This window comes from Streptomyces sp. MZ04 (assembly GCF_004684775.1).
Lineage (GTDB): Bacteria > Actinomycetota > Actinomycetes > Streptomycetales > Streptomycetaceae > Streptomyces.
On sequence record NZ_SRIC01000018.1, the window covers coordinates 13,660 to 35,306 of the forward strand.

Genomic DNA, 21,647 nt, shown 5'->3' on the forward strand with positions numbered 1-21,647 from the left:
GAGGAATCCCATGGCGAGCTCGCCGTTCGACTGGATCGACGAGCAGGCGAGCCTGCGGGCACGGGCCGGACTCGTCCGCACCCTGCGCCCCCGCCCCGCCGACGCGGCCGGCCTCCTCGACCTGGCGAGCAACGACTACCTGGGCCTTGCGCGCCACCCGGAGATCACCGAGGGCGCCGCGGCCGCGGCACGCCGTTGGGGCGGCGGGGCGACCGGATCGCGCCTGGTGACGGGGTCCACCGAGCTGCACGCGGAACTGGAGCGTGAACTCGCCGAGTTCTGCGGCTTCGAGTCCGCCCTCGTACTGTCCTCCGGATACGCCGCGAACCTCGCCGCGGTCACGGCGCTCGCCCCGCACGGCTCGCTGATCGTCTCCGACGGGGGCAATCACGCCTCGCTGATCGACGGCTGCCGCCTCGCGCGCGGCACGACCCAGGTGGTGCCGCACTCCGATCCCGCCGCGGTGCGCAAGACGCTCGACGGCCACCGGGGCCCCGCGGTCGTCGTGTCGGACACGGTCTTCTCGGTGGACGGCGACGCGGCCCCGCTGGCCGAACTCTCCGCCGCCTGCGGTGAGTTCGGTGCCGGTCTGATCGTGGACGACGCCCATGGCCTCGGCGTGCTCGGCGACGGCGGCCGCGGCGCACCGCAGGCGGCCGGGCTCGCGGGCAGCCCGCACACCGTGGCCACGCTCACCCTGTCGAAGTCCTTCGGCAGCCAGGGCGGCGCGGTGCTCGGCCCCGCCAAGGTCATCGACCACCTGATCAACGCGGCCCGCACCTTCATCTTCGACACGGGGCTCGCCCCGGCCGCCGTCGGCGCCGCGCTGGCCGCGCTGCGGCTGCTGCGCGCCGAGCCCGAGCGGGCGGCGCGGGCCCGCGCGGTCGCGGCCGAGCTGCATGAACGCCTCACGGCGGAAGGTCTGCTCGCGGTGCGCCCCGACGCGGCCGTCGTCTCGGTGCGCGCCCCGTCGCCGGAAGCCGCCGTGCGCTGGGCCGCCGACTGTCGCGGCGCGGGTCTGGCCGTCGGCTGCTTCCGTCCGCCGTCGGTTCCCGACGGCATCTCGCGGTTGCGGCTGACCGCCCGTGCGGATCTCACCGGCGCGCAGATTGCCGATGCCGTACGAGTGATCAGCCGCACCGCACCCCGGTAGGCACCGGGGGTCCGACAGTCACCGGAGGCCGTGGACGAAGGCCTCCCATGTGGCGTGCGGGAAGAGCAGGGCGGGCCCTGCGATGTGCTTGGAGTCGCGCACGGCGAGCAGCCCCGACTTCGGCCCTGAAGTCAGCGGGGCTGTCTCGACGCAGTTGTTCATTCCGTTGCTGTGGCTGCTGCGCTGCCACCGTGCGCCGTGCAGAGACGTGCTGTCGGATACGTACCGAGGCAATGCAGTCATGGTGCCCCCTTACGCGCCGTCACCTATCCCGGCGATGTGATCCGTTGATTCCTCGGGTGAAAGTGCTTGTCCTAGAAGGGAGTTGAAGGCATCCGTGTATGCCTGGAGGTCTTCTTTCCGTTCGAGGTAGAGGCTACTCGTCAAATGGTCGAGAACAACCACATCCAGATCAGCAATGTTCGGAAATGAGAAGATAACGAAAGACCCGAGGAGTCCCTTGTGCTCTCCCGCGGCGAACGGCAGCACCTGCAACCGCACATGGGGCAGCTGTGCCGCCTCCTGTAACCGCTTCAATTGCCCCGCGAGCACCTGCGCCCCGCCGACCTGCCGGTGCAGCACCGACTCGTCCAGGATCACGCTCAGTCGCAGCGGACGTCTCGCACGCAGCACGTCCTGGCGGGCCAGGCGCACCTCCACCAGCGCGTCCACCTGTTCGTCCGGCAGACCGTCCAGCGCGGCCCGGGTCACCGCTCGCGCGTAGTCGGGCGTCTGCAGCAGACCGGGCACGACGTTGGTCTCCAGGGTGCGGACGCGGCAGGCCTGTGACTCCAGACTGATGAAATCGCGGTACGCCGGTGGCAGCAGGCCGCGGTAGGCGTGCCACCAGTGATGACGCCCGCCCCGGTCGTCGGCGCCCGCCAACGCGACCAGCAACTGGCGCAGTTGGGCATCCTTCACCGCGTACGCGTCGAGGAGGAGATGGACGTCCGCGGCCTTGACACCGCTACGTCCGGTCTCGATCCGGCTCACCTTCGACTGGTGCCAGCCGACCCGGCTCGCGGCCTGGCCGCTGGTGAGCCCCGCGAGCGTGCGCAGTGCGCGCAGTTCGGCGCCGAGCTTGCGGCGGCGCACCGCGGGACCGTGCTGCATGTCCGTCTCCTTTCCGACGGAGCTTCCTTTTCCGGCCTCCCCACGACCTCTCACGGGCGACAGTAGAGGAAGCGCCGGTCGCGCGCCCAAATACGGTCTGCCGTAGCAGAGTTCACTGCTTTGAGCGACAGATATATGCACATCTCGGTGGATCGCCACACGTGAGGGGCCCAGTAGTGGCACTCTGGCGCGAAGCACCATTCCGGGACTGTCCTCGTGTCTTCCGCTACGAGTCGGAGTCCAGTCCCGGTGGGAAAGGGACAGCGTCGCCATGGCAGACCTTCAGGAAGCATCCGTCACCCTGCCGAGCGATCCTGCCTCGGTCTCCGCGGCCCGGAAGTACGTTCTGAACGTCCTCTCGGAGTGGGGCCTGCCCGGCGACGCCGAGGTGGCCGACACCGTCCGGCTCATCGTCTCCGAACTGGCCACCAACGCCGTCCAGCACACCCTCGGACAGTCACCCACCTTCACCGTGGGCATCGAACTCGCCCGGGAGGAGCAGCTGCGCATCGGCGTCACCGACAGTCACCCCCGCTACCCCAAGCGGCTGCCCGCCGCCGTCCAGCAGGACAACGGCCGCGGCATGGTGATCATCCGCTGGCTGACCGTCGAATGCGGCGGCAGACTCTCGGTCACCCCCACCCCCGAGGGCGGCAAGACGGTCTGGATCGCGCTGCCGTGGACGGGGGCGGTCCGGGGCGAGGTGCCGTCCCCCTCGACCTCAACCCGCTGAGCGCCCGAACGCGCCGCGGAGCAGCGCCCGGAAGGTGTCGGCCGCCGGGTGCGACCCGTCGGCGCGGTGCACGACCGAGATCGTACGGCGGAGATTTCCCGGCTCCAGCGGCCGAACGCCCACCGGCGTCGCCGCCGTCCGGGCCACCATCTCCGGTACGACGGCGACGCCGAGACCGGCGCTGACCAGCGCGCACACCAGCGCGTAGCCCGGAGTCTCGACAAGGACCGAGGGGCTCGCCCCGGCCCGCGCGAGCGCCGACTCCACGCCGTGGCGGGGCGGATGCGTCGGCGCCATGCTGATCAGCGGCTGCCCGGCCAGCTCGGCCAGCGGCAGCCGTGACGAGACCCCCGCGAGCGCGTGTCCGGGCGAGGTCACCAGGACCAACTCCTCGACCAGGACCGGCTCCGCGCTCACGGACGCGGGCAGCGGCACCGGTTCGGAAGGATCGTAGGTGTGGGTGAGCGCAAGGTCGACCTCGCCCGCCGCCACGGCCGCCACGCCGAGCGGTGGCTCATAGCCCCGCAGGATCAGCTCGATGTCCGGATGGGCGCGGCGGAACGCGGTCAGCGCGGGCGGCACCAGATGGATCCCGGCCGTGGTGAAGGTCCCCACGCGCAGCCGGCCGCCGGACAGGCCCGTCAGCTGCGCCAGTTCGTGCCGCGCCCGCTCCATCTCGTCCAGGACCCGGCGCGCCCGTGCGAGCAGCAGCTCGCCCGCACCGGTCAGCCGCGCCCCGCGGTGATGCCGGACCAGGAGCGGGGTCCCCGCCTCCCGCTCCAGCTTGGCCAGTTGCTGGGAGAGGGCGGGCACGGTGTAGCCGAGGCGCTCGGCGGCGCGGGTGATCGACCCGGCCTCGGAGACCGCCACCAGTGCGGCGAGCCGCGTCGGGTCGTACATGGTGTCTCCCGTGTCTCCCGCTGCGGCGGGCCGTCGGCGTGGGGGTAAACGCCTGCTTAAGGCAGACCCAGGATATTCCACATACCTGCTGAAGGCAGAAGAACGGCAGGCTGGGGGCCATGGACGCACAACTGGTCGCCTTCGCCGGAGTCGCCGCGGGCATGGTCGCCATGCCGGGTGCCGACTTCGCCGTCGTGGTGCGCAACGCGCTCGCCTCCCGCCGCGCCGGAGTCACCTGCGCGATCGGTGTCGCGGGCGGGCTCCTGGTGCACACGGCGCTCGCGGTGGCCGGGGTCGCGGCGGTGCTCGCGGCGGTGCCCACGCTCTTCCGGGCGCTGCAGATCGTAGGCGGCGGCTATGTGCTCTACCTGGGCTACCGCGCCCTGCGATCGGCGGCGCGGCAGCGGCCGGGTGCCGGTGCGCCGGGGGACTCGGGGAACTCGGGGGACTCGCGGGACTCGCGGTACTCGGGGGACTCGCGGGACGCGCGGGGTGAGCCGCCGGCGTCGGTCGGCAGCCTGCGGCAGGGCTTCCTCACCAACGCCCTCAACCCCAAGGCGCCCATCACCTTCCTCAGCGTGCTGCCCCAGTTCGTGCCCGCGGGCAGCCCCGCGATGCCCAGGACGCTGCTGCTCGCGTCCATCATCGTCGCGCTCGCCCTGGTGTGGTTCCCGGTCGTCGCGCTCCTGGTGGACCGGCTCGGCCGCTGGCTGCGCAGGCCGCGTACCGCCCGGGCGATCGAGGGCGTCACCGGCGGCGCGCTGAGCGTCCTCGGCCTGGTACTGCTCATCGAGGCGGCTCTCGCGTGACGTCCTGCCGTGCGGCCGCGCGGCGCGCCATGCGGGGGAGCAGACGGGGGAGTACGCCCCACAGGCCCGCGCACACAAGGAAGGTGCCCACGCTCGCGATGATCCCGCCGGTGCGGCCGACCGCCACATCCACGACGAGGAGCACGGATCCGGCGAGGGCGAACATCAGGACGCCCATGCCGGCCCGGGCGAGATGCGAGGAGACCCGCACGATCAGCGGTTTGGCGCGCTGCTGGAACAGCGCCCGGTGCACCGCGGCCGGCGCCGTGAACAGGGTCGCCGCAAGGACGGCGAGCAGCAGCGTGGTCACGTAGGTGGCGCGCTGCACGTCGTCCAGGGTCCGGAAGCGGGGCGTGAAGGCGAGGGTCAGCAGGAAGGCGAAGAGGATCTGCACGCCGGTCTGCGTGACCCTCAACTCCTGGAGGATCTCCGAGAAGTTGCGGTCCGCACGCTCGAAGGGCGTCTCGTTGCGGGTGTCGTGAGCGGCGTGGGAGCCACTGTCGTCGGCCATGCCGCACGAGTATCCGGGTCGGCGCGCGCCAAGCGCGGCGGACGCGCCGGGCGACGGCGGCGGCCGATCAGCCGGCCGCCGCCGCCCGGCGGCAGGTCAGCGCACCCTGCCGTACGAGACGCTCTTGGTCCAGATCTTCTCGAGCCGCACCACGGTGTTCGACTTCGGGGCGTGCCAGATCCGGCCCTTACCCGCGTAGATGCCGACGTGGTAGATGCTCCGGCCGGAGTGGAAGAAGACCAGGTCGCCGCGGGAGCGGTTGGACGCGGAGATGTGCCGGGTCTTGTTGTACTGCTGTGCGGCGGTGCGCGGGAGCTTCTTGCCGGCGCGCTTGAACGAGTAGAGCGTCAGGCCCGAGCAGTCGAACCGGTTGGGCCCCGCGGCTCCGTAGCGGTAGGGCGAGCCCTTCTTGGAAGCAGCGATCTTCAGGGCCTTCGTCCCGTGTGTCGCGGCCTGGGCCTCCGTCGTGAGCCCTGGGGCCACGAGGGTGCCGCCGACGACGGCGAGCGTGAGAGCCGATGCGGAGCCGGCCCTGGTCAGCAGCGACGGAACATGATTCAGCGCGGTCATGCGCAACCCTTCGTCAGCCGCCTGTGAAGGATGACCTGTCGGATTCGGGCTGACAAAGTTGCCCGGCCGCGATGTCGCGGCTTCACCCCAAGGGCCGTTGTCCGGACCTTCCGGACCGACCCGTCGTGCCTGGGTCCTCCACTCCTGCCGGTGCACCGATGTCGACCGGGCATCCGGGCGGCGGCAGGACTCGGCGTCCGCCCGGACCGCCCCGCCGCTGTGGCGGGGGCTTGTCGTCGGAAGGGATCTTGACCCGTCAACGGCACGAATTCCGAGCCGAAACGGCGTTTTGTGAGGCTCCTCACGGCTGAACCGTTCAGGTGGACAACGTCGGATAAGGGCACCCTTCGCAGGGCTCGACGATCGCTCCACCAGCACCGGAAGAAGACATTCCGGCCGTCGCGTACACCCCTGACGCAACTGTGGCCGACCCCGTTGACGACGACCGTCTACGCCGAACGGGGTAGCCCGTCTGGTCCGTTTAAGACCGGGCCCGGACGCTGCGGAGCTGCCGGGCGGCCGACTTGAGGGTGATTCAGGGCGCCGCAGGGGGCGGCACGGTGACCCGGCAGGACCGCCGCTCCCCGTCGAGCACGCGCAGCGCCCGCGCCAACGTCGGTGCGTGCACGGCGCTCTCGCCCCGCTGGTGCATCACCGTCAGCGCGTCCCGCAGCGCGGTGGCGCTGCCGACCAGGGCCTGGGCGGCGCGCAGTCCGCCGTACGTGTCGGACGCGCGGGCGGGGTTGATCCGGCCCAGCAGATCGACCACTTCGAGGTACCGGTCGATCAACTCGCCCTCGGCGCGGGTCAGTGCGGGCAGCGGAGGGAGTTCGGGCGGCAGCATCACCGGCTCACCTCGCGTCCGGGGCGCGGAGCGAGTCCTTGCGGCTGGGGATGATCCGGTCCACCAGGCCGTACTCGAGCGCTTCGGGCGCGCTGAGGATCTTGTCCCGCTCGATGTCCGCCGAGATGCGCTCCGGGCTCTGTCCCGTGTGCCGTACGAGGAGTTCCTCCAGGAGCGCGCGGGTGCGCTCGAGCTCGGCCGCCTGGATCGCGAGGTCGGAGGCTTGGCCCTGGACCGGCTCGGTGATCAGCGGCTGATGGATCAACACCCGGGCGCCGGGCAGCGCGTGGCGCTTTCCGGGAGTGCCGGCGGCCAGCAGGACCGCGGCCGCGGACGCGGCCTGACCCAGGCAGGTCGTCTCCACGTCGCAGGTGACGAACCGGATCGTGTCGTAGATCGCCGTCATCGCGCTGAACGAGCCGCCCGGGGAGTTGATGTAGAGCGAGATGTCGCGGTCCGGCGCCAGGTATTCGAGGTGCATGAACTGCGCCATCACATCGTTGGCCGATGTGTCGTCGATCGGGGTGCCCAGGAAGACGATGCGCTCCTCGAGCAGCTTCGAGTACGGATCGAGAGTCCGTTTCCCCGAGCTGGTGCGCTCGGTGAACTCGGGCAGGACGTAGCGGGCGGACGGTCGGTTCATGGCGCGTCACTCCTCTTCCCAGGGCCGGATGCGCCGGCCCGTGGCTTCCTGGCTTCCTGTGGAAAATGTACAGGACGTACGTAACACTGAAACCGGTGGACAGAGATCACTCGAGCGGCAGACTTGCGCGCATGACCTCAACGGACCCCAAGGCCGACCTCCGCCACTACCTGCAGAGCGCCCGCGATGCCCTGCTGTGGAAGCTCGAAGGGCTCTCGGAGTACGACATCCGCCGCCCGCTCACGCCGACCGGCACCAACCTGCTTGGCCTGTTGAAGCACACGGCGGGTGTGGAACTCGGCTATCTCGGCGACACGTTCGGACGCCCGTCCGGCGAGCCGCTGCCCTGGCTCGACGACGGCGCCGAGGCCAACGCGGACATGTGGGCCACCGCCGACGAGTCACGGAAGGGCATCGTGGAGCTCTACCGCCGGGCATGGGCACACGCGGACGCGACGCTCGACGCGCTGGACCTGGACACGATCGGCAAGGTGCCGTGGTGGCCCAGCGGCAAGGACGAGGTGACGCTGCATCATGCCGTCGTGCGCGTGATCGCCGACACGCACCGGCACGCCGGGCACGCCGACATCGTCCGGGAACTCATCGACGGCGCCGTGGGCATGAACAAGGGCAAGGACAGCATGCCGTCGCACGACACCGCGTGGTGGGAGAGCCATCGCGATCACCTGGAACGCGTGGCAAGGGAGGCCGACCAGGGAGCGTGACAGCCCCGTTGGCCGAAGCCGCCGCAGGGCCGTAGTGTCTGCCCGTCGCAGGCGAAGAGGATCACGGGGGCAGTGGTGGTGTGGACGAGGTGCCGCAGAGCGGCTGGTACGGCGATGGTCGCGGGGATGGTCGTCGTGGCCACGGGGTGCCTGCCGAAGGATTCGGCCGATGCCGCGAAGGATTCGCCCGACGCTCCGAAGTCGGAGGACTCGGCACCGGCGTCCGTGTCGCCGTCGCCGTCGAGCTCTCCTTCCCGGCCGCTGACGGCGGGGAAGTTGAAGTCCCTCCTGCTGCGGGAGGGAGAGGTGCCGCAGGTGGACAGCGCGCCCGTACAGGGGCCCGTTCCCAAGTACGACCCGCGGGTTCTGGTGCCGGGCCCGGGGTGCCAGGAGGTGTTCGACGCGCTCGTCTCGCACCACGCGTCCACGTCGGTGATCCAGGACTTCTGGTGGAAGAACAACCAGTGGGGCGGCCGGACCTGGCTGGCCTCCTATGCCGCCAAGGGGGCGGAGGAGGAGTTCCAAGGGCTCAAGAAGGGGCTCAAGACCTGCAAGAAGCTGGTGGGGGTGACCCCGGACCAGAAGCTCAACTCCCGGATCACCGTGGCGAAGTCGCCCGCGCTGGGCGACGAAGCCGTCGCCTTCGATCTGAGCATGGACGGCCCGGGCGACACCGTGGTGACCGACCGCCAGATCTTCGTGCGCGTCGGCGGCCTCACCGTGAACATGAGCGACCGCGGCGCGCAGCGCAACCCCGGGTTCCCGCTCGACGTGGTGGTCGACAAGCAGGTCGCCCGGCTCACGCAAGGACCGCGCGGCTGACCCCGGTGGAAGCGGCTTCAGGCGCCTACGCCTCGGAGCCGTAGGTCCCGTACGCGGGAAGCCCCGTCGATTCGAAGACATGCACCGACAGGCCGCCCGGTGTCGTCTGCTGGCTGACGAGCCGCAGGCCGGCCGGCGCGCCGCCGTCGGGGAACAGGCGCCGGCCGCTGCCCACCACCACCGGGGCGATCGCGAGCCGCAACGTGTCGACGAGCCCGGCGGCCAGCAGGGACTGGGCGAGCCGGGCGCTGCCGTGGATCTGCAGCTCCCGGCCCGGCTGCCGCTTCACCTCGGCGACCTGGGCGGGGACGTCGCCGGACAGGATGGTGGTCGGGTTCCAATCGGCCTTGGTCAGGCTGTGGGAGGCCACGTACTTGGGCAGGCCGTTCATGATCCCGGCGAGGGGATGGTCGGTCATCCGCGGCCAGTCCCGCGCGAAGTTCTGGTAGGTGCGGCGGCCGAACAGGAGCGCGTCCGCCTCGCCGAGCCAGCTGCCGGCCAGCCGCTCGAACTCCTCGTCCAGGTGCGGAACGAACCAGCCACCCCGCGTGAACCCGTCACTGGTGTCCTCGTCCGGGGCCCCCGGACCCTGGGAGACACCGTCGAGCGTAAGGAACTCCTGCACGACCAGCCGCATCACGCACCACACTCTCTTCGGAACTCTCTTCGGAACCTCCGACAGCTCCACTGTCGCAGGTTGGGAAGTTACGCAGCGTGACGTTGCGGGGGCGGGTGGCGGTTAAGCTGGGGGCATGGCCTACGAGATTCCGGTGACGCAAGCCCGAGCAGAGCTCGCGGATCTGATCAACCGCGTTGTCTACGGCGGTGAGCGCGTGGTCGTCACCCGTCACGGCAAGCCGCTCGTGGCCCTGGTCTCCGCCGCCGACCTGGAACGGCTGCAGGAGCTTCCGGACGCCGCCGAGGAACAGGTGGTCAGCTCCGTCTCGTCGGTGCGCTCCACGTCGTCCGGCGCGGGCCGGCAGCAGCGCTTCGGGATCGCCGCCGAGCACCGGGGGCCCAACGCCACGTAGCCGCACCGCCTTTGGGCGCGGAACACACCAGGGCCGTACACCCCCGTCCGCTACAGCGGAGGTGTACGGCTGTCTGTGTGCGGTGCCGGATCAGCCGGCCGGCACCACCGCCTCCCGGGCCGGGGCCGGCTCGCTGCTCGCCGAGTTCGGGCGGCGGAGCGCGCCGAGCCCCACAGCGGTCAGGCCGAGCAGCGCCCAGACCGCGAGCGTGACGACAGGGCCCGTGATGCGTGCGCCGTCGAAGAAGGAGACCGAGCGCAGCAGGGTGCCACCGGCGCCGGGCGGCAGCAACTGGCCGATGAGGCCGGCCGGTTCGGGCAGCAGCTGCGGGGCGGAGCTCACCCCGGAGAAGGGGTTGCCCAGCAGGACCATCGCAAGACCGCCGATCGCGATGCCCGCATAGCCGAGCAGGGCGGCGAGCCCGGCGACGGCACTGCTCGCCGCGAGGGTGGCGAGGCTCAACGCCCCTGCTTCGGCCCACCAGTTGCCGGTCAGTGCGCCGAGCCAGCTGTGCGAGACGGCGGTGGCGACCAGGCCGACCGACGCGGAGGTGAGGAGCAGGGCGGCCACCGAGCGCAGGCCGCGCAGGCCGAGCATGGTCACGACCGACCCGGCCGCGACGCCCGCGATCGACATCGGAAGGACGCTCGCGCCCAGGGCGGAGCCCCGCGGATCGTCCGCCGGCGCGGCCACCACGTCGGCGGTGGCCACCTCGACGCCCTGCGGGGCCTGACCGGCCACGGCCTGCTGGAGGAGCTGGGCGGCCACGGGGCTCGCCGCCGTCGCGGTCAGGAGCTTCATCCCCTTCGGCGTCACGACGATCGCTCCGTATACGGCCCGGTCCTCGATGGCGTCGCGGGCGGCGGCCTCATCGGCGTACCGATGGACATCGAACGCGCCCTCGCGCTCCTCGAGCCGGGACTCGACAGGGGCGGTCGCCGCGGTGGGTCCCGCGACGCCCAGGGGGAGGTCACGGGGGGCGATCCTGGCCGCGGGCCAGGCGAAGGCCCACAGGGCGAGTGCCACGATCGCGGAGACCAGGAGGGCGGCCGTCACGACATGGCGGCCCCGCGGGGGCGAGGTAGCGGACGGGGAGAGCATGGCCGGGCTCCTTCTCGTGGTGCCGGTTCTGAGAGAATGATCGTTCGTTTTGCGGGATGCCCTCACTGTGCGACCGATCCCGTCGCTTGTCAAGAAGGAATGTTCGTTTTACATTGAGGGGCATGGCCCGCGTATCCCAAGAGCACCTCGACGCACGGCGCCGCCAGATCCTCGACGGCGCCGCCCTCTGCTTCGCCCGCAATGGCTTCCACGCCACCTCCATGCAGGACGTACTCAAGGAGGTCGGCCTCTCGGCGGGGGCGGTCTACCGCTACTTCCGGGGCAAGGAGGAGCTGATCGGGGCGATCGTCGGGGAGGTCCTCGAGCGGATCCAGGGCACCTTCGAGGCGGCCGTCGACGAGACCCCGCCGCCTCCGCCGGATGTGCTGATCGGCCGGGCGCTCACGCAGGTCCTCAGCAGCAGGACGGACGAGGGTGACGGGGAGGTCCCGTACTTTCCGCGGCTGATGCTCCAGGTGTGGGCGGAGACCATGCGCAACGACGAGCTGGCCACCGTCATGCGGGACGGGTACACCAGGGTCCGTGCGGCCTGGGTGAAGATCGTCGAGGGGTACCAGGCGGCGGGCATGATGCGCGCCGACATCCCCGCCGACCATGTGGCGCGCGCGATGATTGGGGCGGCCCAGGGGTTCGCCGCCCAGCTGGCGCTCTTCGACGAGGTCCCGGTCGAGGCGCTGCAGGACGGACTGCGCGGCCTGATGAGCATGGGCAAGCCCCAGTGACGGTCATCGCCTGTTGAGTATGGGCGAGCCCAGCTGACGGTCATCGAACGGTCAAGTGCTGGTTAACCTCGTTGAAACTCCGCCCAACTAGCCTGCGACGCCACGCCACCAGGGGTTTTCGTAACCAGGGTGCGCAAGATCAAGCGCACTGTCTGTGTGTTACATCTATACCCGTCGCGGTGGCCGCGGCAGCCGGACCCCGCACGGTCCGGAGCGAGGACTGTGAGGTGGGACGCGTGCAACTGACCCCGCACGAGCAGGAGAGACTGCTCATTCATGTGGCCGCTGACGTGGCCGAGAAGCGAAGAGCGCGGGGGCTGCTGCTCAACCACCCCGAGGCGATCGCCCTGATCACGTCCCACATTCTCGAGGGCGCCCGCGACGGCCGCACCGTCGCCGAACTGATGTCGTCGGGCCGCAAGGTGCTCACCCGTGACGACGTCATGGGCGGCATCCCGGAGATGATCCACGACGTCCAGGTCGAGGCCACCTTCCCGGACGGCACCAAGCTCGTCACCGTCCACGACCCGATCGTCTGACGGGGGTTCCTGAGCCATGACTTCGGTGCACCCGCCGATCCCCGGCGAGATCCTCTTCGCCGACGAGCCCGTCGCCTACAACGAGGGCCGCGCGACCACCGCCCTCACCGTCCTCAACGCCGCCGACCGCCCCATACAGGTCGGCTCCCACTACCACTTCGCCGAGGCCAACCCCGGTCTCGACTTCGACCGTGCGGCCGCGCACGGCAAGCGGCTCAACATCGCCGCCGGCACCGCCGTGCGCTTCGAGCCCGGAATCCCCGTCGACGTCGAACTCGTCCCGCTGGCCGGCAAGCGCATCGTGCCCGGCCTGCGCGGTGAGACCGGAGGTGCCCTCGATGCCTGAGCTGTCCCGTGCCGCGTACGCCGATCTGTTCGGCCCCACCACGGGCGACCGGATCCGGCTCGCCGACACCGACCTCCTCGTCGAGATCGAGGAGGACCGCTCCGGCGGCCCCGGACGCTCCGGTGACGAGTCGGTGTTCGGCGGCGGCAAGGTCATCCGCGAGTCGATGGGGCAGTCCCGCACGACCCGCGCCGAAGGCGCCCCCGACACCGTCATCACCGGCGCCGTGATCATCGATCACTGGGGCATCGTCAAGGCCGACATCGGCATGCGCGACGGACGCATCACCGGCATCGGCAAGTCCGGCAACCCGGACACGATGGACGGCGTACACCCCGATCTCGTCATCGGCCCGGAGACCGAAGTCCTCGCGGGCAACGGCAAGATACTCACCGCCGGCGGCATCGACACCCATATCCACTTCATCTCGCCGACCATCGTCGACGAGGCGCTCGCCTCCGGCGTCACCACCCTCATCGGAGGCGGCACGGGGCCCGCCGAAGGCAGCAAGGCGACCACCATCACGCCCGGCGCCTGGCACCTGGCCCGGATGTTCGCGGCCATGGAGTCCAGCCCCGTCAACATCGGCTTCCTCGGCAAGGGCAACACGGTCTCCAGCGAGTCCATGCACGCCCAACTGCGGGCCGGCGCGGTCAGCTTCAAGATCCATGAGGACTGGGGCGCGACGCCCGCCACCATCGACGCCTGTCTGAACGTCTGCGAGGACACCGGCGCCCAACTCGCCGTCCACACCGACACCCTGAACGAAGCGGGCTTCGTCGACGCCACGTTCGGCGCCGTCGCGGGACGCACCCTGCACGCCTTCCATGTCGAGGGCGCGGGCGGCGGGCACGCCCCGGACATGATCACGGCGGTGTCGCTGCCGAACATGCTGCCCAGCTCCACCAACCCGACCCGGCCGCACACCGTCAACACCGTCGAGGAACACCTCGACATGCTGATGGTCTGCCACCACCTCAATCCGGCGGTCCCCGAGGACCTCGCCTTCGCCGAATCGCGCATCCGGCCCACCACCATCGGGGCCGAGGACATCCTGCACGACCTCGGCGCCATCTCGATCATGTCGTCGGACTCGCAGGCCATGGGACGCGTCGGCGAGGTCGTCATGCGGACCTGGCAGACCGCACACGTGATGAAGCGCAGGCGCGGCTTTCTGCCGGGGGACACCCGCGCGGACAACCGTCGCGCACGTCGCTATGTCGCCAAGTACACGATCAACCCGGCCGTCGCGCAGGGCATCGACCACGAGATCGGCTCGGTCGAGACCGGCAAGCTCGCCGACCTGGTGCTGTGGGACCCGGCGTTCTTCGGCGTCAAGCCGCAGGTCGTCATCAAGGGCGGACAGATCGCGTACGCGCAGATGGGTGACGCCAACGCCTCCATCCCCACGCCGCAGCCGGTCCTTCCGCGGCCCATGTTCGGCGCGCGGGGTGCCGCACCCGGACTTAACTCGGTCAACTTCGTGACCCAGTCGGCACTGGACGACGGGTTGCCCGAACGCCTCGGTCTGGCCAAGGAGTTCACGGCCATCCGGTCCACACGCGGGCGCACCAAGGCGGACATGCGCGAGAACGACGCCCTGCCGCGGGTGGAGGTGGCGCCCGACAGCTTCGCCGTGACCATCGACGGTGAGCTGGTCGAACCGTCACCCGCCGCCGAACTGCCGCTCGCACAGCGGTACTTCCTCTTCTGATGGCGGTTGTGTGTGATGTCTAGGGCCGCACTGCTCGTTCTGGCCGACGGCCGCTTTCCCGCCGGAGGGCACGCGCACTCCGGCGGGGCCGAGGAGGCCGTCAAGGCGGGGCGTGTCACCGGAGCCGCGAGCCTGGAAGCGTTCTGCCGGGGGCGGCTGCACACGACGGGGCTCGTGTCCGCCGCGCTGGCCTCGGCAGCAGCGCTCGGGATCGATCCGCTGGAGCTCGACGAGGCCGCGGACGCCCGTACGCCGTCGCCCGCGCTGCGGGTGGCCGGGCGGCGGCTCGGGCGGCAGATGATGCGGGCCGCGCGGGCGGCGTGGCCCGATCCCTCGCTGGATCAACTGGCCGCCGCCCGCCCCAAGGGCGCGCATCAGCCGGTCGTGCTCGGACTTGCCGCCCGTGCGGCGGGCCTTGGCGCGGAGGATGCGGCGTACTGCTCCGCGTACGAATGCGTCAGCGGTCCCGCGACGGCGACCGTGCGGTTGCTGAGCCTTGACCCCTTTGACGCCACGGGGGTGTTGGCCCGGCTTGCGCCTGAGCTTGATCTTGTCGCTCGGGAGGCGGCGGAGGCGGCAAGAGCCGCGCTTGACGAGGGGCTCGATGCCTTGCCCGCGGCGTCCGCGCCGTTGCTGGAACTGGGCGCCGAGGCCCATGCGCAGTGGCCCGTGCGGTTGTTCGCGTCGTAGGGGTGGACGGGCTGAACATGCCCTCCGGACGGGCCGAATGAAATGTTGAAGCATTGGAGTCGCAGTATGCATCTCGATCACTCCCACGATGAATCCGCTGCCGTGAGCGCCGACGCCCACCGTCCCGACGGGCGCCGCCGCGCCCTGCGCATCGGTCTCGGCGGGCCCGTGGGCTCCGGCAAGACCGCCACCGTCGCCGCGCTCTGCAAGGCGTTGCGGGACGAACTGGCGCTCGCCGTCGTCACGAACGACATCTACACCCGCGAGGACGCCGAGTTCCTGCTGCGCGAAGCCGTGCTGCCGCCCGAGCGGATCACCGCCGTGGAGACCGGGGCCTGCCCGCACACCGCGATCCGCGACGACATCTCCGCCAACCTGGAGGCCGTGGAGGACCTGGAGACCGATCTTTCCAACGAGGGGGTCGGGCCGCTGGACCTGATCCTCGTCGAGTCCGGCGGCGACAACCTCACCGCCACCTTCTCCAAGGGGCTCGTCGACGCGCAGATCTTCGTGATCGACGTCGCCGGGGGTGACGACATTCCGCGCAAGGGCGGCCCCGGTGTCACTACCGCCGATCTGCTCGTCGTGAACAAGACCGACCTCGCCCCGCACGTGGGCTCCGACCTCGGCCGGATGGCGGCGGACGCCAAGGCCCAGCGTTCCGAACTGCCCGTCGTCTTCCAGTCGTTGAGGTCCGACGAGGGTGTCGGCCCGGTCGCCGCCTGGGTGCGTGAGCAGTACGCCGCCTGGACCGCGTCCGCATGACCGCCGCGATCGCGGCCTCCGGAGTCCGCGCCACCGCCCGCATCGCGGCGCGGGGCAACGAGCGGGGCGGCACCGATCTGCCCGTGCTCGACGGCGAAGGACCGCTCGCCGTGCGCCGCACCCGCTCGGCGGGAACGGGCGCCCACGTCACGCTCGTGGGGGCGATGAGCGCGCCGCTCGGCGGCGACCGGCTGACCGTCGAGGCCGCAGCCCACGCGGGGGCCCGGCTGCGCGTCGGGTCGGCCGCGGCCACGCTCGCGCTGCCGGGGCAGTCGAAGGAGCCCGCGCGGTACGACGTACGCATCACGGTCGGCGACGACGCCGAGCTGTCCTGGCTGCCCGAGCAGTTGATCTCCGTACGCGACAGCGAGCTGTGCGTCACCACGCGCGCCGAGCTCGCCGCGAGCGCGAGCCTGGTGCTGCGGGAGGAGCAGGTGCTCGGGCGGACCGGGGAAGACCCCGGCAGGCTCACCAGCCGCCTCACCGTGCGCCGCGCCGGACGGCCGCTGCTCGACCAGGAGCTGTCCTGCGGGCCCGGTGCGCCCGGCGGGTGGGACGGTCCCGCCGTCCTGGCCGGGCATCACGCCATCGGGCAACTCGTCGTCGTACGGCCGGAGTTCGAGCGGGACAAGCCCGGACCCGCGCTGCTCGGCGAGGCGACGGTCCGTATGCCGCTCGCCGGTCCCGCCGTCCTCGTCACCGTCGTCGCACCGGACGCGCTGCGCGTGCGCCGTGCCCTTGACGAGGCGTTGCGCACTCTGACGTGAACGGGGCATATCCGCTCAGCGGAGTTCCCTGCACCGCCTATCGGATTGGTAAAGAAACAGCTGCCCTGTCTGTCGCACTGAACCGGTTGACCGACAGGATCCTCCTACTGTTCGAAAATCGACAGGGAAATCGACAGGGGGAGGAACCAGTTGAGACGCACCACAGCATTCGGCGCTGCCGGCACGCTCATCACGGGCTCGCTCATAGCGGGCGCGATCATGGCGCCCGTCGCCAACGCCGACGCCCGCCAGAGCGGCACCAGCGCTGACGCCCGCCAGCGGACCGGCTCGGAGGCACGAGGTGCGGCACTCGCCGCGCAGCGCGCCGCCAAGGCCGGCATCGACTGGCAGGCATGCCCCGCGGACTGGGGCCTGGACAAGGCGATCAAGTGCGGGTGGGTCACCGTCCCGCTCGACTACGCCAAGCCCAACGGCAAGAAGATCAAGCTCGCCGTCGACCGCATCGGCAGCACGGGGACGAAGGAGGAGCGCCAGGGCGCTCTTCTCTACAACCCCGGCGGTCCCGGCGCCTCCGGTCTGCGCTTCCCCAACCGCGTCGTCACCAAGGCGAAGCTGTGGGAGAAGACGGCGAAGGCGTACGACTTCGTGGGCTTCGAGCCGCGCGGTGTCGGCCACTCGGCGCCCATCTCCTGTGTCGACCCGCAGGAGTTCGTCAAGGCTCCCAAGCTCGACCCGGTCCCGGACTCCGAGGCCGACAAGAGCGCCCAGCGCAAGCTCGCCGCCGAGTACGCGGACGGCTGTGCCGAGCGCAGCGGCGAGATGCTGCCGCACATGACCACGCCGAACACCGCACGCGACCTGGATGTCATCCGGGCCGCGCTCGGTGAGAAGAAGCTGAACTTCCTCGGCGTCTCCTACGGCACCTACCTCGGCGCGGTCTACGGGACGCTGTTCCCGTCGCACATCCGTCGTATGGTCGTCGACTCGGTGGTCAACCCGTCGAAGGAGAAGATCTGGTACGAGGCCAACCTCGACCAGGACGTCGCCTTCGAGATCCGCCTCAAGGACTGGATGAAGTGGGTCGCCACGTACGACGCCACCTTCCACCTCGGCGACACCGCCGAGAAGGTCGCCAAGAACTGGGACGCGCTGCGCGCGGCGGCGAAGAAGGAGCCGCTGGGCGGCACCGTCGGCCCCGCCGAGCTCATCGCGTACTTCCAGAGCGCGCCGTACTACGACTCCGCCTGGGTGTCGATCGCCACGAACTTCTCCAAGTACGTGGCCGGTGACGCCAAGCCGCTGATCGAGGCAGCCAGCCCCGACATGTCGGACACCGCGGGCAACATCGCGTCGGAGAACAGCAACGCCGTCTACACGGCCGTCGAGTGCGCGGACGCCAAGTGGCCCACCAGCTGGAAGAAGTGGGACCGCGACAACACCCGCATCCACCGGACCAACCCGTTCATGACGTGGTCCAACGCGTGGATGAACCTGCCCTGCGCGACCTGGAAGAGCAAGCAGCACGAGCCGGTCGAGGTCAAGTCCGGCAAGGGCCTGCCGCCCGTCCTGATCGCCCAGTCCACCCGCGACGCGGCCACGCCGTACGAGGGTGCGGTCGAGCTGCACAAGCGGTTCAAGGGTTCGCGTCTGATCACGGAGAAGGACGCCGGCTCGCACGGCATCACGAACCTGGTCAACCCGTGCCTCAACGACCGTGTCGAGGCCTACCTGCTCACCGGCAAGCTGGACAGCAAGGACGTGACGTGCGCTCCGCACGCCACGCCCAAGCCGGAGTAGTTGTCAGCCAGGCATGACGAGGGGGCGACCGGTACCAACCGGTCGCCCCCTTCATGCTGCCGCCCGGCTTACGCCGTCGCCTCCTGGGCGATCGTCGCCGTGCGCGGCTCCGCGATCGCCTCGTAGTCCGCGGTCCGCAGCGCGAGCGAACGGTCCAGGCGGGCCGCGTTGAAGAAGATCTCGTCGTGGGCGAGGAGCGCCGGATCCACGACCAGTTCGAGCTCGGGGTCGAAGGAGAACGGCAGGATCGTGCCGCTCACGCTGCCCGCGAGCCGCTCGGCCGCCTCCTGCGCGGCGAACCCGGCGTACGTCCCGCCGAGCAGCTGCTTGATGGCGTTCAGGTCGACGCGCCGGTCACCGGGCACCACCGCGAGCACGTACCGCTTCGTCTTCTTGCCGATCTTCACCATCACCACGATGCACTTCGCGGCCTGCTGGAGGGTGTTGCCGCGCAGCGCGCTCACCGCCTCCGTGGCGCCCTCCTCCTCGTGCTCGATGACGCGGTACCCCGCACCCCGCTCGTCAAGGAGTCCGATCAGTTTGGTGTACAGGTCGTGCTCGCTCATCCGTGTCTCCCCTGGTGCCCGGCACCGCGTCAGGTCCGCGCGGTGCCGCTCCTGGTCAGACCGTACGTCAGAGCATCAACTCAGGGGCATCCGGGGGAACTTCCGCTTGCCCGCCGCGGCGGCCCGCTCGGCCTCCTCCGCCTTCACGACGGCGGCGTACTTGTCGACGTACTCCTGGTCGGAGAGCCCGAGGATGGCGTACATGATCTCGTCCGTGACGGCGCGCAGGACCGCCTTCTCGTTCTCCATGCCCGCGTAGCGCGAGAAGTCCAGGGGCGCACCGAAGCGGATCGTGACGCGCTGGAAGTTCGGCACCTTCTGCCCCGGCGGCTGCGCCTCGAACGTGCCGATCATCGCGCACGGGATCACCGTCACCTGCGCCTTCAGGGCCATCGCGGCGACGCCGACCTTGCCCTTGTAGAGGCGCCCGTCGTGCGAGCGGGTGCCCTCCGGGTAGATGCCGAGCAGCTCGCCCTTGCGCAGTACGCCGAGGCCCTCGCGGATCGCGGCCTGGCCCGCCTCCTTGCCGGAGCGGTCCACCGGGATCTGCCCGGCGCTGTGGAAGAACGCCGCGGTGAGGCGGCCCTTGATGCCGGGCCCGGTGAAGTACTCGGCCTTCGCGAGGAACGTGATCCGCCGCTTGATGATGGCGGGCATCAGGAAGTGGTCCGAGAACGAGAGGTGGTTGCCGGCGACGATCGCCGCACCTGATTCCGGTATGTGCTCAAGACCCTCGATGCGCGGCCGGAACATCAGCCGCAGCAGCGGCCCGAGCACGACGTACTTGAGAAGGTAGTAGAACACCCGGCTGCTCCTTACTTCTGCGGACCGGCCTGGCGTTGCGTCGTCGCAGGTCACTGGTCTTCGCGCAGCGGTCAGTGTAAGTGGCCCGCCGCCCGCTGTAACTACCCCTGATTCGCGGCGTGTTGAGCGATGGCTTGATCCACACGCCATCCGAACCACACGCCATCCGAACCACGCGCCATCGGGACCACACGCCATCCGGACCACGCGCCGCACCCGTACGGGTGAGCACCCGGCGCGTCCCCTTGGTGAGCACCGGCAACGGGGGTGGCCTGGCCTCTCTCCGGCGCCGCGGCGCGCCACCGTCCCAGGAGGCCCCCATGAGGTCCCGTCCCACGCACCGTCCCACGCCCCGCCTGCGCCCGCTCGCCACGACAGCCGCGGCGCTGATCGCGCTCTCCGGGGCGGCCCCGGCGTACGCGGTCGAGCTGCCCCCGCCGAACCGCGGCCTGTTCCTGACCGTCTCGGGGGACGAGAACACCTGGATCCGCGGCGTGCTCCTGACCTGTGAGCCCGAGCCGTCGGGCCATCACCCGCACGCGGCGAAGGCCTGCGCGGCGATCGACGAGGCGGGCGGCGACTTCGACGCGCTGCCGGCGGAGTCGGGGATCTGCACCAAGCAGTACGCGCCGGTGACCGTCAGCGCGAGCGGAACGTACCGCGGGCGCCCGATCGGCTGGCACAAGACGTACGACAACGCCTGCACGATGACGTACTCCACGGGCGACGTCTTCCGCTTCTGACCGCCGCCCCCGCACGCCCCGCAGCCGTCGCGCCGCGCCCCTCAGGGGGTGCTGCGCGACAGCACCATCGCCAGGGTGAGCATCCCGATCACGACCCAGCCGAACCACAGCCAGCCGTTGCTCCCGAGCGCCACGCTGTAGGCCGTCACCGCGACCAGACCTCCGATGGTGAATACACCCATCGTCTTCGTCGAACCAGGCATAGCCCTGCCTCCTCCCGGCAGCCCCGGCGCCTCGACGCCAAGACCGCGGCCTGAGACCATCCTCACCCGCGATGGGCCTTCGCCGCTAGCGCCCGCGCGCGGCCAGTGAGGCCAGATAGGCGTTGTACGCCTCCAGCTCCTTGTCCCCGTCGCGGTCCGCGGCCCGGTCGGTACGCCGTGCCTGGCGCTGTTCGGAGCGGTACCACTGGAAGAGCAGCGCGAGCAGCACAAGGACCGAGGGCACCTCGCTGAACGCCCAGGCGATGCCGCCCGCGGCGCTCTGATCGGAGAGCGCGTCGATGCCGAGGGAGGCGGGCGGGTTCTTGTAGGTGCCGATCATCGGCTCTGACGCCATCATCAGCGCGATGCCGAAGAACGCGTGGAACGGCATGCCCGCGAACAGCTCCAGCATCCGCATGATGTAGCCGGGCCGGTGCGGCCCCGGGTCGACGCCCATGATCGGCCAGAAGAAGACCAGGCCGACCGCCAGGAAGTGCACCATCATCCCGATGTGGCCCGCCTTGGAGCCCATCAGGGTGTCGAAGATCGGCGTGAAGTACAGCGCGTACAGGCTCGCGATGAACAGCGGGATGGTGAACGCGGGGTGCGTGATGATCCGCATGTACCAGCTGTGCAGCACCCAGAGGAGCCACTCGCGGGGTCCCTTGCGGCCCTTGCCCGCGACCGGAAGGGCGCGCAGGGCGAGGGTGATCGGGGCGCCCATCAGGACCAGGATCGGCGAGAGCATGCTGATGACCATGTGCTGCACCATGTGCACGCTGAACATGACCATGCCGTAGTCGTTCAGCTTGGTGCACATCACGAGCAGGACGGTCAGCACGCCCGCCACGAAGGACAGCGTGCGGCCCACCGGCCACTTGTCGCCGCGCCGTACGAGCCGTGTCACGCCCCAGCCGTAGAGGGCCAGGGCCACCAGGCTGCCGATGAGGAAAAAGGGGTCGGCCGAGAGTTCAAGACCCCGCCCCAGCGTGAACGGCGGCAGGTCCATGTTCATGCCGTGCCCGCTGTGATCCATCCACTGGCTCCTGTTTCG

The 21,647-nt window shown here is 70.5% G+C and carries 28 protein-coding genes and 1 riboswitch; of the genes, 15 read left to right on the forward strand and 13 right to left on the reverse strand.

The window, feature by feature from the left end:
* Nucleotides 1-10 precede the first annotated feature (10 nt).
* Nucleotides 11-1,153, forward strand: a complete 1,143-nt coding sequence (locus E2651_RS06600) for an 8-amino-7-oxononanoate synthase (RefSeq protein WP_135330057.1) — start codon at nucleotides 11-13, stop codon at nucleotides 1,151-1,153.
* A gap of 18 nt (nucleotides 1,154-1,171) precedes the next feature.
* Here the strand turns inward: E2651_RS06600 and E2651_RS06605 are convergent, their stop codons facing one another.
* Both E2651_RS06605 and E2651_RS06610 read right to left on the reverse strand, forming a co-directional pair.
* Entirely contained in the window at nucleotides 1,172-1,396 is a 225-nt protein-coding gene (locus E2651_RS06605) for a DUF397 domain-containing protein (protein ID WP_135330058.1), read from the reverse strand.
* 9 nt (nucleotides 1,397-1,405) lie between these two features.
* Nucleotides 1,406-2,266, reverse strand: coding sequence for a helix-turn-helix transcriptional regulator (locus tag E2651_RS06610; protein WP_135330059.1), 861 nt, complete (start codon nucleotides 2,264-2,266; stop codon nucleotides 1,406-1,408).
* A gap of 271 nt (nucleotides 2,267-2,537) precedes the next feature.
* Between E2651_RS06610 and E2651_RS06615 the strand changes: the two genes are divergently transcribed.
* Nucleotides 2,538-2,999 (forward strand): ATP-binding protein, encoded by a 462-nt coding sequence (locus tag E2651_RS06615; RefSeq protein WP_135330060.1) that lies wholly within the window; start codon nucleotides 2,538-2,540, stop codon nucleotides 2,997-2,999.
* On the opposite strand, the gene E2651_RS06620 is transcribed toward E2651_RS06615, so the two are convergent.
* Nucleotides 2,988-3,899: a LysR family transcriptional regulator gene (locus tag E2651_RS06620; RefSeq protein ID WP_135330061.1), complete on the reverse strand. Its 912-nt coding sequence runs from the start codon at nucleotides 3,897-3,899 to the stop codon at nucleotides 2,988-2,990. The genes E2651_RS06615 and E2651_RS06620 overlap by 12 nt on opposite strands.
* Before the next feature lie 119 nt (nucleotides 3,900-4,018).
* Here E2651_RS06620 and E2651_RS06625 point away from each other — a divergent pair, with 119 nt between their 5' ends.
* Nucleotides 4,019-4,708, forward strand: coding sequence for a LysE family translocator (locus E2651_RS06625; protein ID WP_135330062.1), 690 nt, complete (start codon nucleotides 4,019-4,021; stop codon nucleotides 4,706-4,708).
* Here E2651_RS06625 and E2651_RS06630 read toward each other — a convergent pair.
* From E2651_RS06630 to E2651_RS06645, 4 genes are all read right to left on the reverse strand, one after another.
* Nucleotides 4,686-5,219 (reverse strand): DUF6328 family protein, encoded by a 534-nt coding sequence (locus tag E2651_RS06630; protein WP_135330063.1) that lies wholly within the window; start codon nucleotides 5,217-5,219, stop codon nucleotides 4,686-4,688. The two genes, E2651_RS06625 and E2651_RS06630, sit on opposite strands and share 23 nt — an antisense overlap.
* Before the next feature lie 96 nt (nucleotides 5,220-5,315).
* Nucleotides 5,316-5,789, reverse strand: coding sequence for a C40 family peptidase (locus tag E2651_RS06635; protein ID WP_135330064.1), 474 nt, complete (start codon nucleotides 5,787-5,789; stop codon nucleotides 5,316-5,318).
* A gap of 3 nt (nucleotides 5,790-5,792) precedes the next feature.
* A riboswitch (cyclic di-AMP (ydaO/yuaA leader) is annotated at nucleotides 5,793-5,960 on the reverse strand.
* Between the two features lie 364 nt (nucleotides 5,961-6,324).
* Nucleotides 6,325-6,633 (reverse strand): hypothetical protein, encoded by a 309-nt coding sequence (locus tag E2651_RS06640; protein ID WP_135330103.1) that lies wholly within the window; start codon nucleotides 6,631-6,633, stop codon nucleotides 6,325-6,327.
* Between the two features lie 7 nt (nucleotides 6,634-6,640).
* Nucleotides 6,641-7,276 (reverse strand): ATP-dependent Clp protease proteolytic subunit, encoded by a 636-nt coding sequence (locus E2651_RS06645; protein WP_135330065.1) that lies wholly within the window; start codon nucleotides 7,274-7,276, stop codon nucleotides 6,641-6,643.
* Between the two features lie 131 nt (nucleotides 7,277-7,407).
* On the opposite strand from E2651_RS06645, the gene E2651_RS06650 reads away from it, so the two are divergent.
* Together E2651_RS06650 and E2651_RS06655 are read left to right on the forward strand one after the other, a co-directional pair.
* Entirely contained in the window at nucleotides 7,408-8,001 is a 594-nt protein-coding gene (locus E2651_RS06650; RefSeq protein ID WP_135330066.1) for a DinB family protein, read from the forward strand.
* A gap of 126 nt (nucleotides 8,002-8,127) precedes the next feature.
* Nucleotides 8,128-8,823, forward strand: a complete 696-nt coding sequence (locus E2651_RS06655) for a hypothetical protein (protein WP_135330067.1) — start codon at nucleotides 8,128-8,130, stop codon at nucleotides 8,821-8,823.
* Between the two features lie 25 nt (nucleotides 8,824-8,848).
* On the opposite strand, the gene E2651_RS06660 is transcribed toward E2651_RS06655, so the two are convergent.
* Entirely contained in the window at nucleotides 8,849-9,460 is a 612-nt protein-coding gene (locus tag E2651_RS06660) for a dihydrofolate reductase family protein (RefSeq protein ID WP_135330104.1), read from the reverse strand.
* A gap of 115 nt (nucleotides 9,461-9,575) precedes the next feature.
* Here E2651_RS06660 and E2651_RS06665 point away from each other — a divergent pair, with 115 nt between their 5' ends.
* Nucleotides 9,576-9,854: a type II toxin-antitoxin system Phd/YefM family antitoxin gene (locus E2651_RS06665; RefSeq protein WP_135330068.1), complete on the forward strand. Its 279-nt coding sequence runs from the start codon at nucleotides 9,576-9,578 to the stop codon at nucleotides 9,852-9,854.
* A gap of 90 nt (nucleotides 9,855-9,944) precedes the next feature.
* On the opposite strand, the gene E2651_RS06670 is transcribed toward E2651_RS06665, so the two are convergent.
* Nucleotides 9,945-10,955 (reverse strand): ABC transporter permease, encoded by a 1,011-nt coding sequence (locus E2651_RS06670; RefSeq protein WP_135330069.1) that lies wholly within the window; start codon nucleotides 10,953-10,955, stop codon nucleotides 9,945-9,947.
* A 122-nt stretch (nucleotides 10,956-11,077) separates the two neighbouring features.
* Here E2651_RS06670 and E2651_RS06675 point away from each other — a divergent pair, with 122 nt between their 5' ends.
* From E2651_RS06675 to E2651_RS06710, 8 genes are all read left to right on the forward strand, one after another.
* A complete protein-coding gene (locus tag E2651_RS06675; RefSeq protein ID WP_135330070.1) occupies nucleotides 11,078-11,698 on the forward strand; it encodes a TetR/AcrR family transcriptional regulator in 621 nt (206 codons plus the stop codon).
* Between the two features lie 236 nt (nucleotides 11,699-11,934).
* Nucleotides 11,935-12,237, forward strand: a complete 303-nt coding sequence (locus E2651_RS06680; protein ID WP_135330105.1) for an urease subunit gamma — start codon at nucleotides 11,935-11,937, stop codon at nucleotides 12,235-12,237.
* A gap of 16 nt (nucleotides 12,238-12,253) precedes the next feature.
* Nucleotides 12,254-12,583: an urease subunit beta gene (locus E2651_RS06685; protein WP_135330071.1), complete on the forward strand. Its 330-nt coding sequence runs from the start codon at nucleotides 12,254-12,256 to the stop codon at nucleotides 12,581-12,583.
* The gene (locus E2651_RS06690; protein WP_135330072.1) at nucleotides 12,576-14,297 is read left to right on the forward strand and encodes an urease subunit alpha; all 1,722 of its coding nucleotides are present in this window, start codon (nucleotides 12,576-12,578) and stop codon (nucleotides 14,295-14,297) included. The genes E2651_RS06685 and E2651_RS06690 overlap by 8 nt, the downstream gene beginning before the upstream one ends.
* A gap of 15 nt (nucleotides 14,298-14,312) precedes the next feature.
* A complete protein-coding gene (locus E2651_RS06695) occupies nucleotides 14,313-14,987 on the forward strand; it encodes an urease accessory UreF family protein (protein ID WP_135330073.1) in 675 nt (224 codons plus the stop codon).
* 66 nt (nucleotides 14,988-15,053) lie between these two features.
* Nucleotides 15,054-15,752, forward strand: coding sequence for an urease accessory protein UreG (gene ureG / locus E2651_RS06700; RefSeq protein WP_135330074.1), 699 nt, complete (start codon nucleotides 15,054-15,056; stop codon nucleotides 15,750-15,752).
* On the forward strand, nucleotides 15,749-16,519 hold the full coding sequence (locus tag E2651_RS06705; RefSeq protein ID WP_135330075.1) for an urease accessory protein UreD: 771 nt from the start codon (nucleotides 15,749-15,751) through the stop codon (nucleotides 16,517-16,519). The genes ureG and E2651_RS06705 overlap by 4 nt, the downstream gene beginning before the upstream one ends.
* A gap of 150 nt (nucleotides 16,520-16,669) precedes the next feature.
* A complete protein-coding gene (locus tag E2651_RS06710; protein WP_135330076.1) occupies nucleotides 16,670-18,277 on the forward strand; it encodes an alpha/beta hydrolase in 1,608 nt (535 codons plus the stop codon).
* A gap of 68 nt (nucleotides 18,278-18,345) precedes the next feature.
* On the opposite strand, the gene E2651_RS06715 is transcribed toward E2651_RS06710, so the two are convergent.
* Nucleotides 18,346-18,843: a YbaK/EbsC family protein gene (locus E2651_RS06715; RefSeq protein ID WP_135330077.1), complete on the reverse strand. Its 498-nt coding sequence runs from the start codon at nucleotides 18,841-18,843 to the stop codon at nucleotides 18,346-18,348.
* A gap of 75 nt (nucleotides 18,844-18,918) precedes the next feature.
* Nucleotides 18,919-19,647, reverse strand: coding sequence for a lysophospholipid acyltransferase family protein (locus E2651_RS06720; RefSeq protein WP_135330078.1), 729 nt, complete (start codon nucleotides 19,645-19,647; stop codon nucleotides 18,919-18,921).
* Between the two features lie 320 nt (nucleotides 19,648-19,967).
* On the opposite strand from E2651_RS06720, the gene E2651_RS06725 reads away from it, so the two are divergent.
* A complete protein-coding gene (locus E2651_RS06725) occupies nucleotides 19,968-20,390 on the forward strand; it encodes an SSI family serine proteinase inhibitor (RefSeq protein ID WP_135330079.1) in 423 nt (140 codons plus the stop codon).
* 41 nt (nucleotides 20,391-20,431) lie between these two features.
* Here E2651_RS06725 and E2651_RS43790 read toward each other — a convergent pair whose 3' ends face one another.
* Nucleotides 20,432-20,593, reverse strand: coding sequence for a hypothetical protein (locus E2651_RS43790; RefSeq protein WP_167828718.1), 162 nt, complete (start codon nucleotides 20,591-20,593; stop codon nucleotides 20,432-20,434).
* Nucleotides 20,594-20,678: 85 nt separating this feature from the next.
* Entirely contained in the window at nucleotides 20,679-21,629 is a 951-nt protein-coding gene (locus E2651_RS06730) for a cytochrome c oxidase assembly protein (protein ID WP_135330080.1), read from the reverse strand.
* Nucleotides 21,630-21,647: the final 18 nt, after the last annotated feature.

Excerpts from the sequence above, each read along its gene's own strand:
- E2651_RS06600 (WP_135330057.1), top strand. The coding sequence starts at position 11 with ATGGCGAGCTCGCCGTTCGACTGGATCGACGAGCAGGCGAGCCTGCGG.
- E2651_RS06605 (WP_135330058.1), bottom strand. The coding sequence starts at position 1,396 with ATGACTGCATTGCCTCGGTACGTATCCGACAGCACGTCTCTGCACGGC.
- E2651_RS06610 (WP_135330059.1), bottom strand. The coding sequence starts at position 2,266 with ATGCAGCACGGTCCCGCGGTGCGCCGCCGCAAGCTCGGCGCCGAACTG.
- E2651_RS06615 (WP_135330060.1), top strand. The coding sequence starts at position 2,538 with ATGGCAGACCTTCAGGAAGCATCCGTCACCCTGCCGAGCGATCCTGCC.
- E2651_RS06620 (WP_135330061.1), bottom strand. The coding sequence starts at position 3,899 with ATGTACGACCCGACGCGGCTCGCCGCACTGGTGGCGGTCTCCGAGGCC.
- E2651_RS06625 (WP_135330062.1), top strand. The coding sequence starts at position 4,019 with ATGGACGCACAACTGGTCGCCTTCGCCGGAGTCGCCGCGGGCATGGTC.
- E2651_RS06630 (WP_135330063.1), bottom strand. The coding sequence starts at position 5,219 with ATGGCCGACGACAGTGGCTCCCACGCCGCTCACGACACCCGCAACGAG.
- E2651_RS06635 (WP_135330064.1), bottom strand. The coding sequence starts at position 5,789 with ATGACCGCGCTGAATCATGTTCCGTCGCTGCTGACCAGGGCCGGCTCC.
- E2651_RS06640 (WP_135330103.1), bottom strand. The coding sequence starts at position 6,633 with ATGCTGCCGCCCGAACTCCCTCCGCTGCCCGCACTGACCCGCGCCGAG.
- E2651_RS06645 (WP_135330065.1), bottom strand. The coding sequence starts at position 7,276 with ATGAACCGACCGTCCGCCCGCTACGTCCTGCCCGAGTTCACCGAGCGC.
- E2651_RS06650 (WP_135330066.1), top strand. The coding sequence starts at position 7,408 with ATGACCTCAACGGACCCCAAGGCCGACCTCCGCCACTACCTGCAGAGC.
- E2651_RS06655 (WP_135330067.1), top strand. The coding sequence starts at position 8,128 with ATGGTCGTCGTGGCCACGGGGTGCCTGCCGAAGGATTCGGCCGATGCC.
- E2651_RS06660 (WP_135330104.1), bottom strand. The coding sequence starts at position 9,460 with ATGCGGCTGGTCGTGCAGGAGTTCCTTACGCTCGACGGTGTCTCCCAG.
- E2651_RS06665 (WP_135330068.1), top strand. The coding sequence starts at position 9,576 with ATGGCCTACGAGATTCCGGTGACGCAAGCCCGAGCAGAGCTCGCGGAT.
- E2651_RS06670 (WP_135330069.1), bottom strand. The coding sequence starts at position 10,955 with ATGCTCTCCCCGTCCGCTACCTCGCCCCCGCGGGGCCGCCATGTCGTG.
- E2651_RS06675 (WP_135330070.1), top strand. The coding sequence starts at position 11,078 with ATGGCCCGCGTATCCCAAGAGCACCTCGACGCACGGCGCCGCCAGATC.
- E2651_RS06685 (WP_135330071.1), top strand. The coding sequence starts at position 12,254 with ATGACTTCGGTGCACCCGCCGATCCCCGGCGAGATCCTCTTCGCCGAC.
- E2651_RS06690 (WP_135330072.1), top strand. The coding sequence starts at position 12,576 with ATGCCTGAGCTGTCCCGTGCCGCGTACGCCGATCTGTTCGGCCCCACC.
- E2651_RS06695 (WP_135330073.1), top strand. The coding sequence starts at position 14,313 with ATGTCTAGGGCCGCACTGCTCGTTCTGGCCGACGGCCGCTTTCCCGCC.
- ureG (WP_135330074.1), top strand. The coding sequence starts at position 15,054 with ATGCATCTCGATCACTCCCACGATGAATCCGCTGCCGTGAGCGCCGAC.
- E2651_RS06705 (WP_135330075.1), top strand. The coding sequence starts at position 15,749 with ATGACCGCCGCGATCGCGGCCTCCGGAGTCCGCGCCACCGCCCGCATC.
- E2651_RS06715 (WP_135330077.1), bottom strand. The coding sequence starts at position 18,843 with ATGAGCGAGCACGACCTGTACACCAAACTGATCGGACTCCTTGACGAG.
- E2651_RS06725 (WP_135330079.1), top strand. The coding sequence starts at position 19,968 with ATGAGGTCCCGTCCCACGCACCGTCCCACGCCCCGCCTGCGCCCGCTC.
- E2651_RS43790 (WP_167828718.1), bottom strand. The coding sequence starts at position 20,593 with ATGCCTGGTTCGACGAAGACGATGGGTGTATTCACCATCGGAGGTCTG.
- E2651_RS06730 (WP_135330080.1), bottom strand. The coding sequence starts at position 21,629 with ATGGATCACAGCGGGCACGGCATGAACATGGACCTGCCGCCGTTCACG.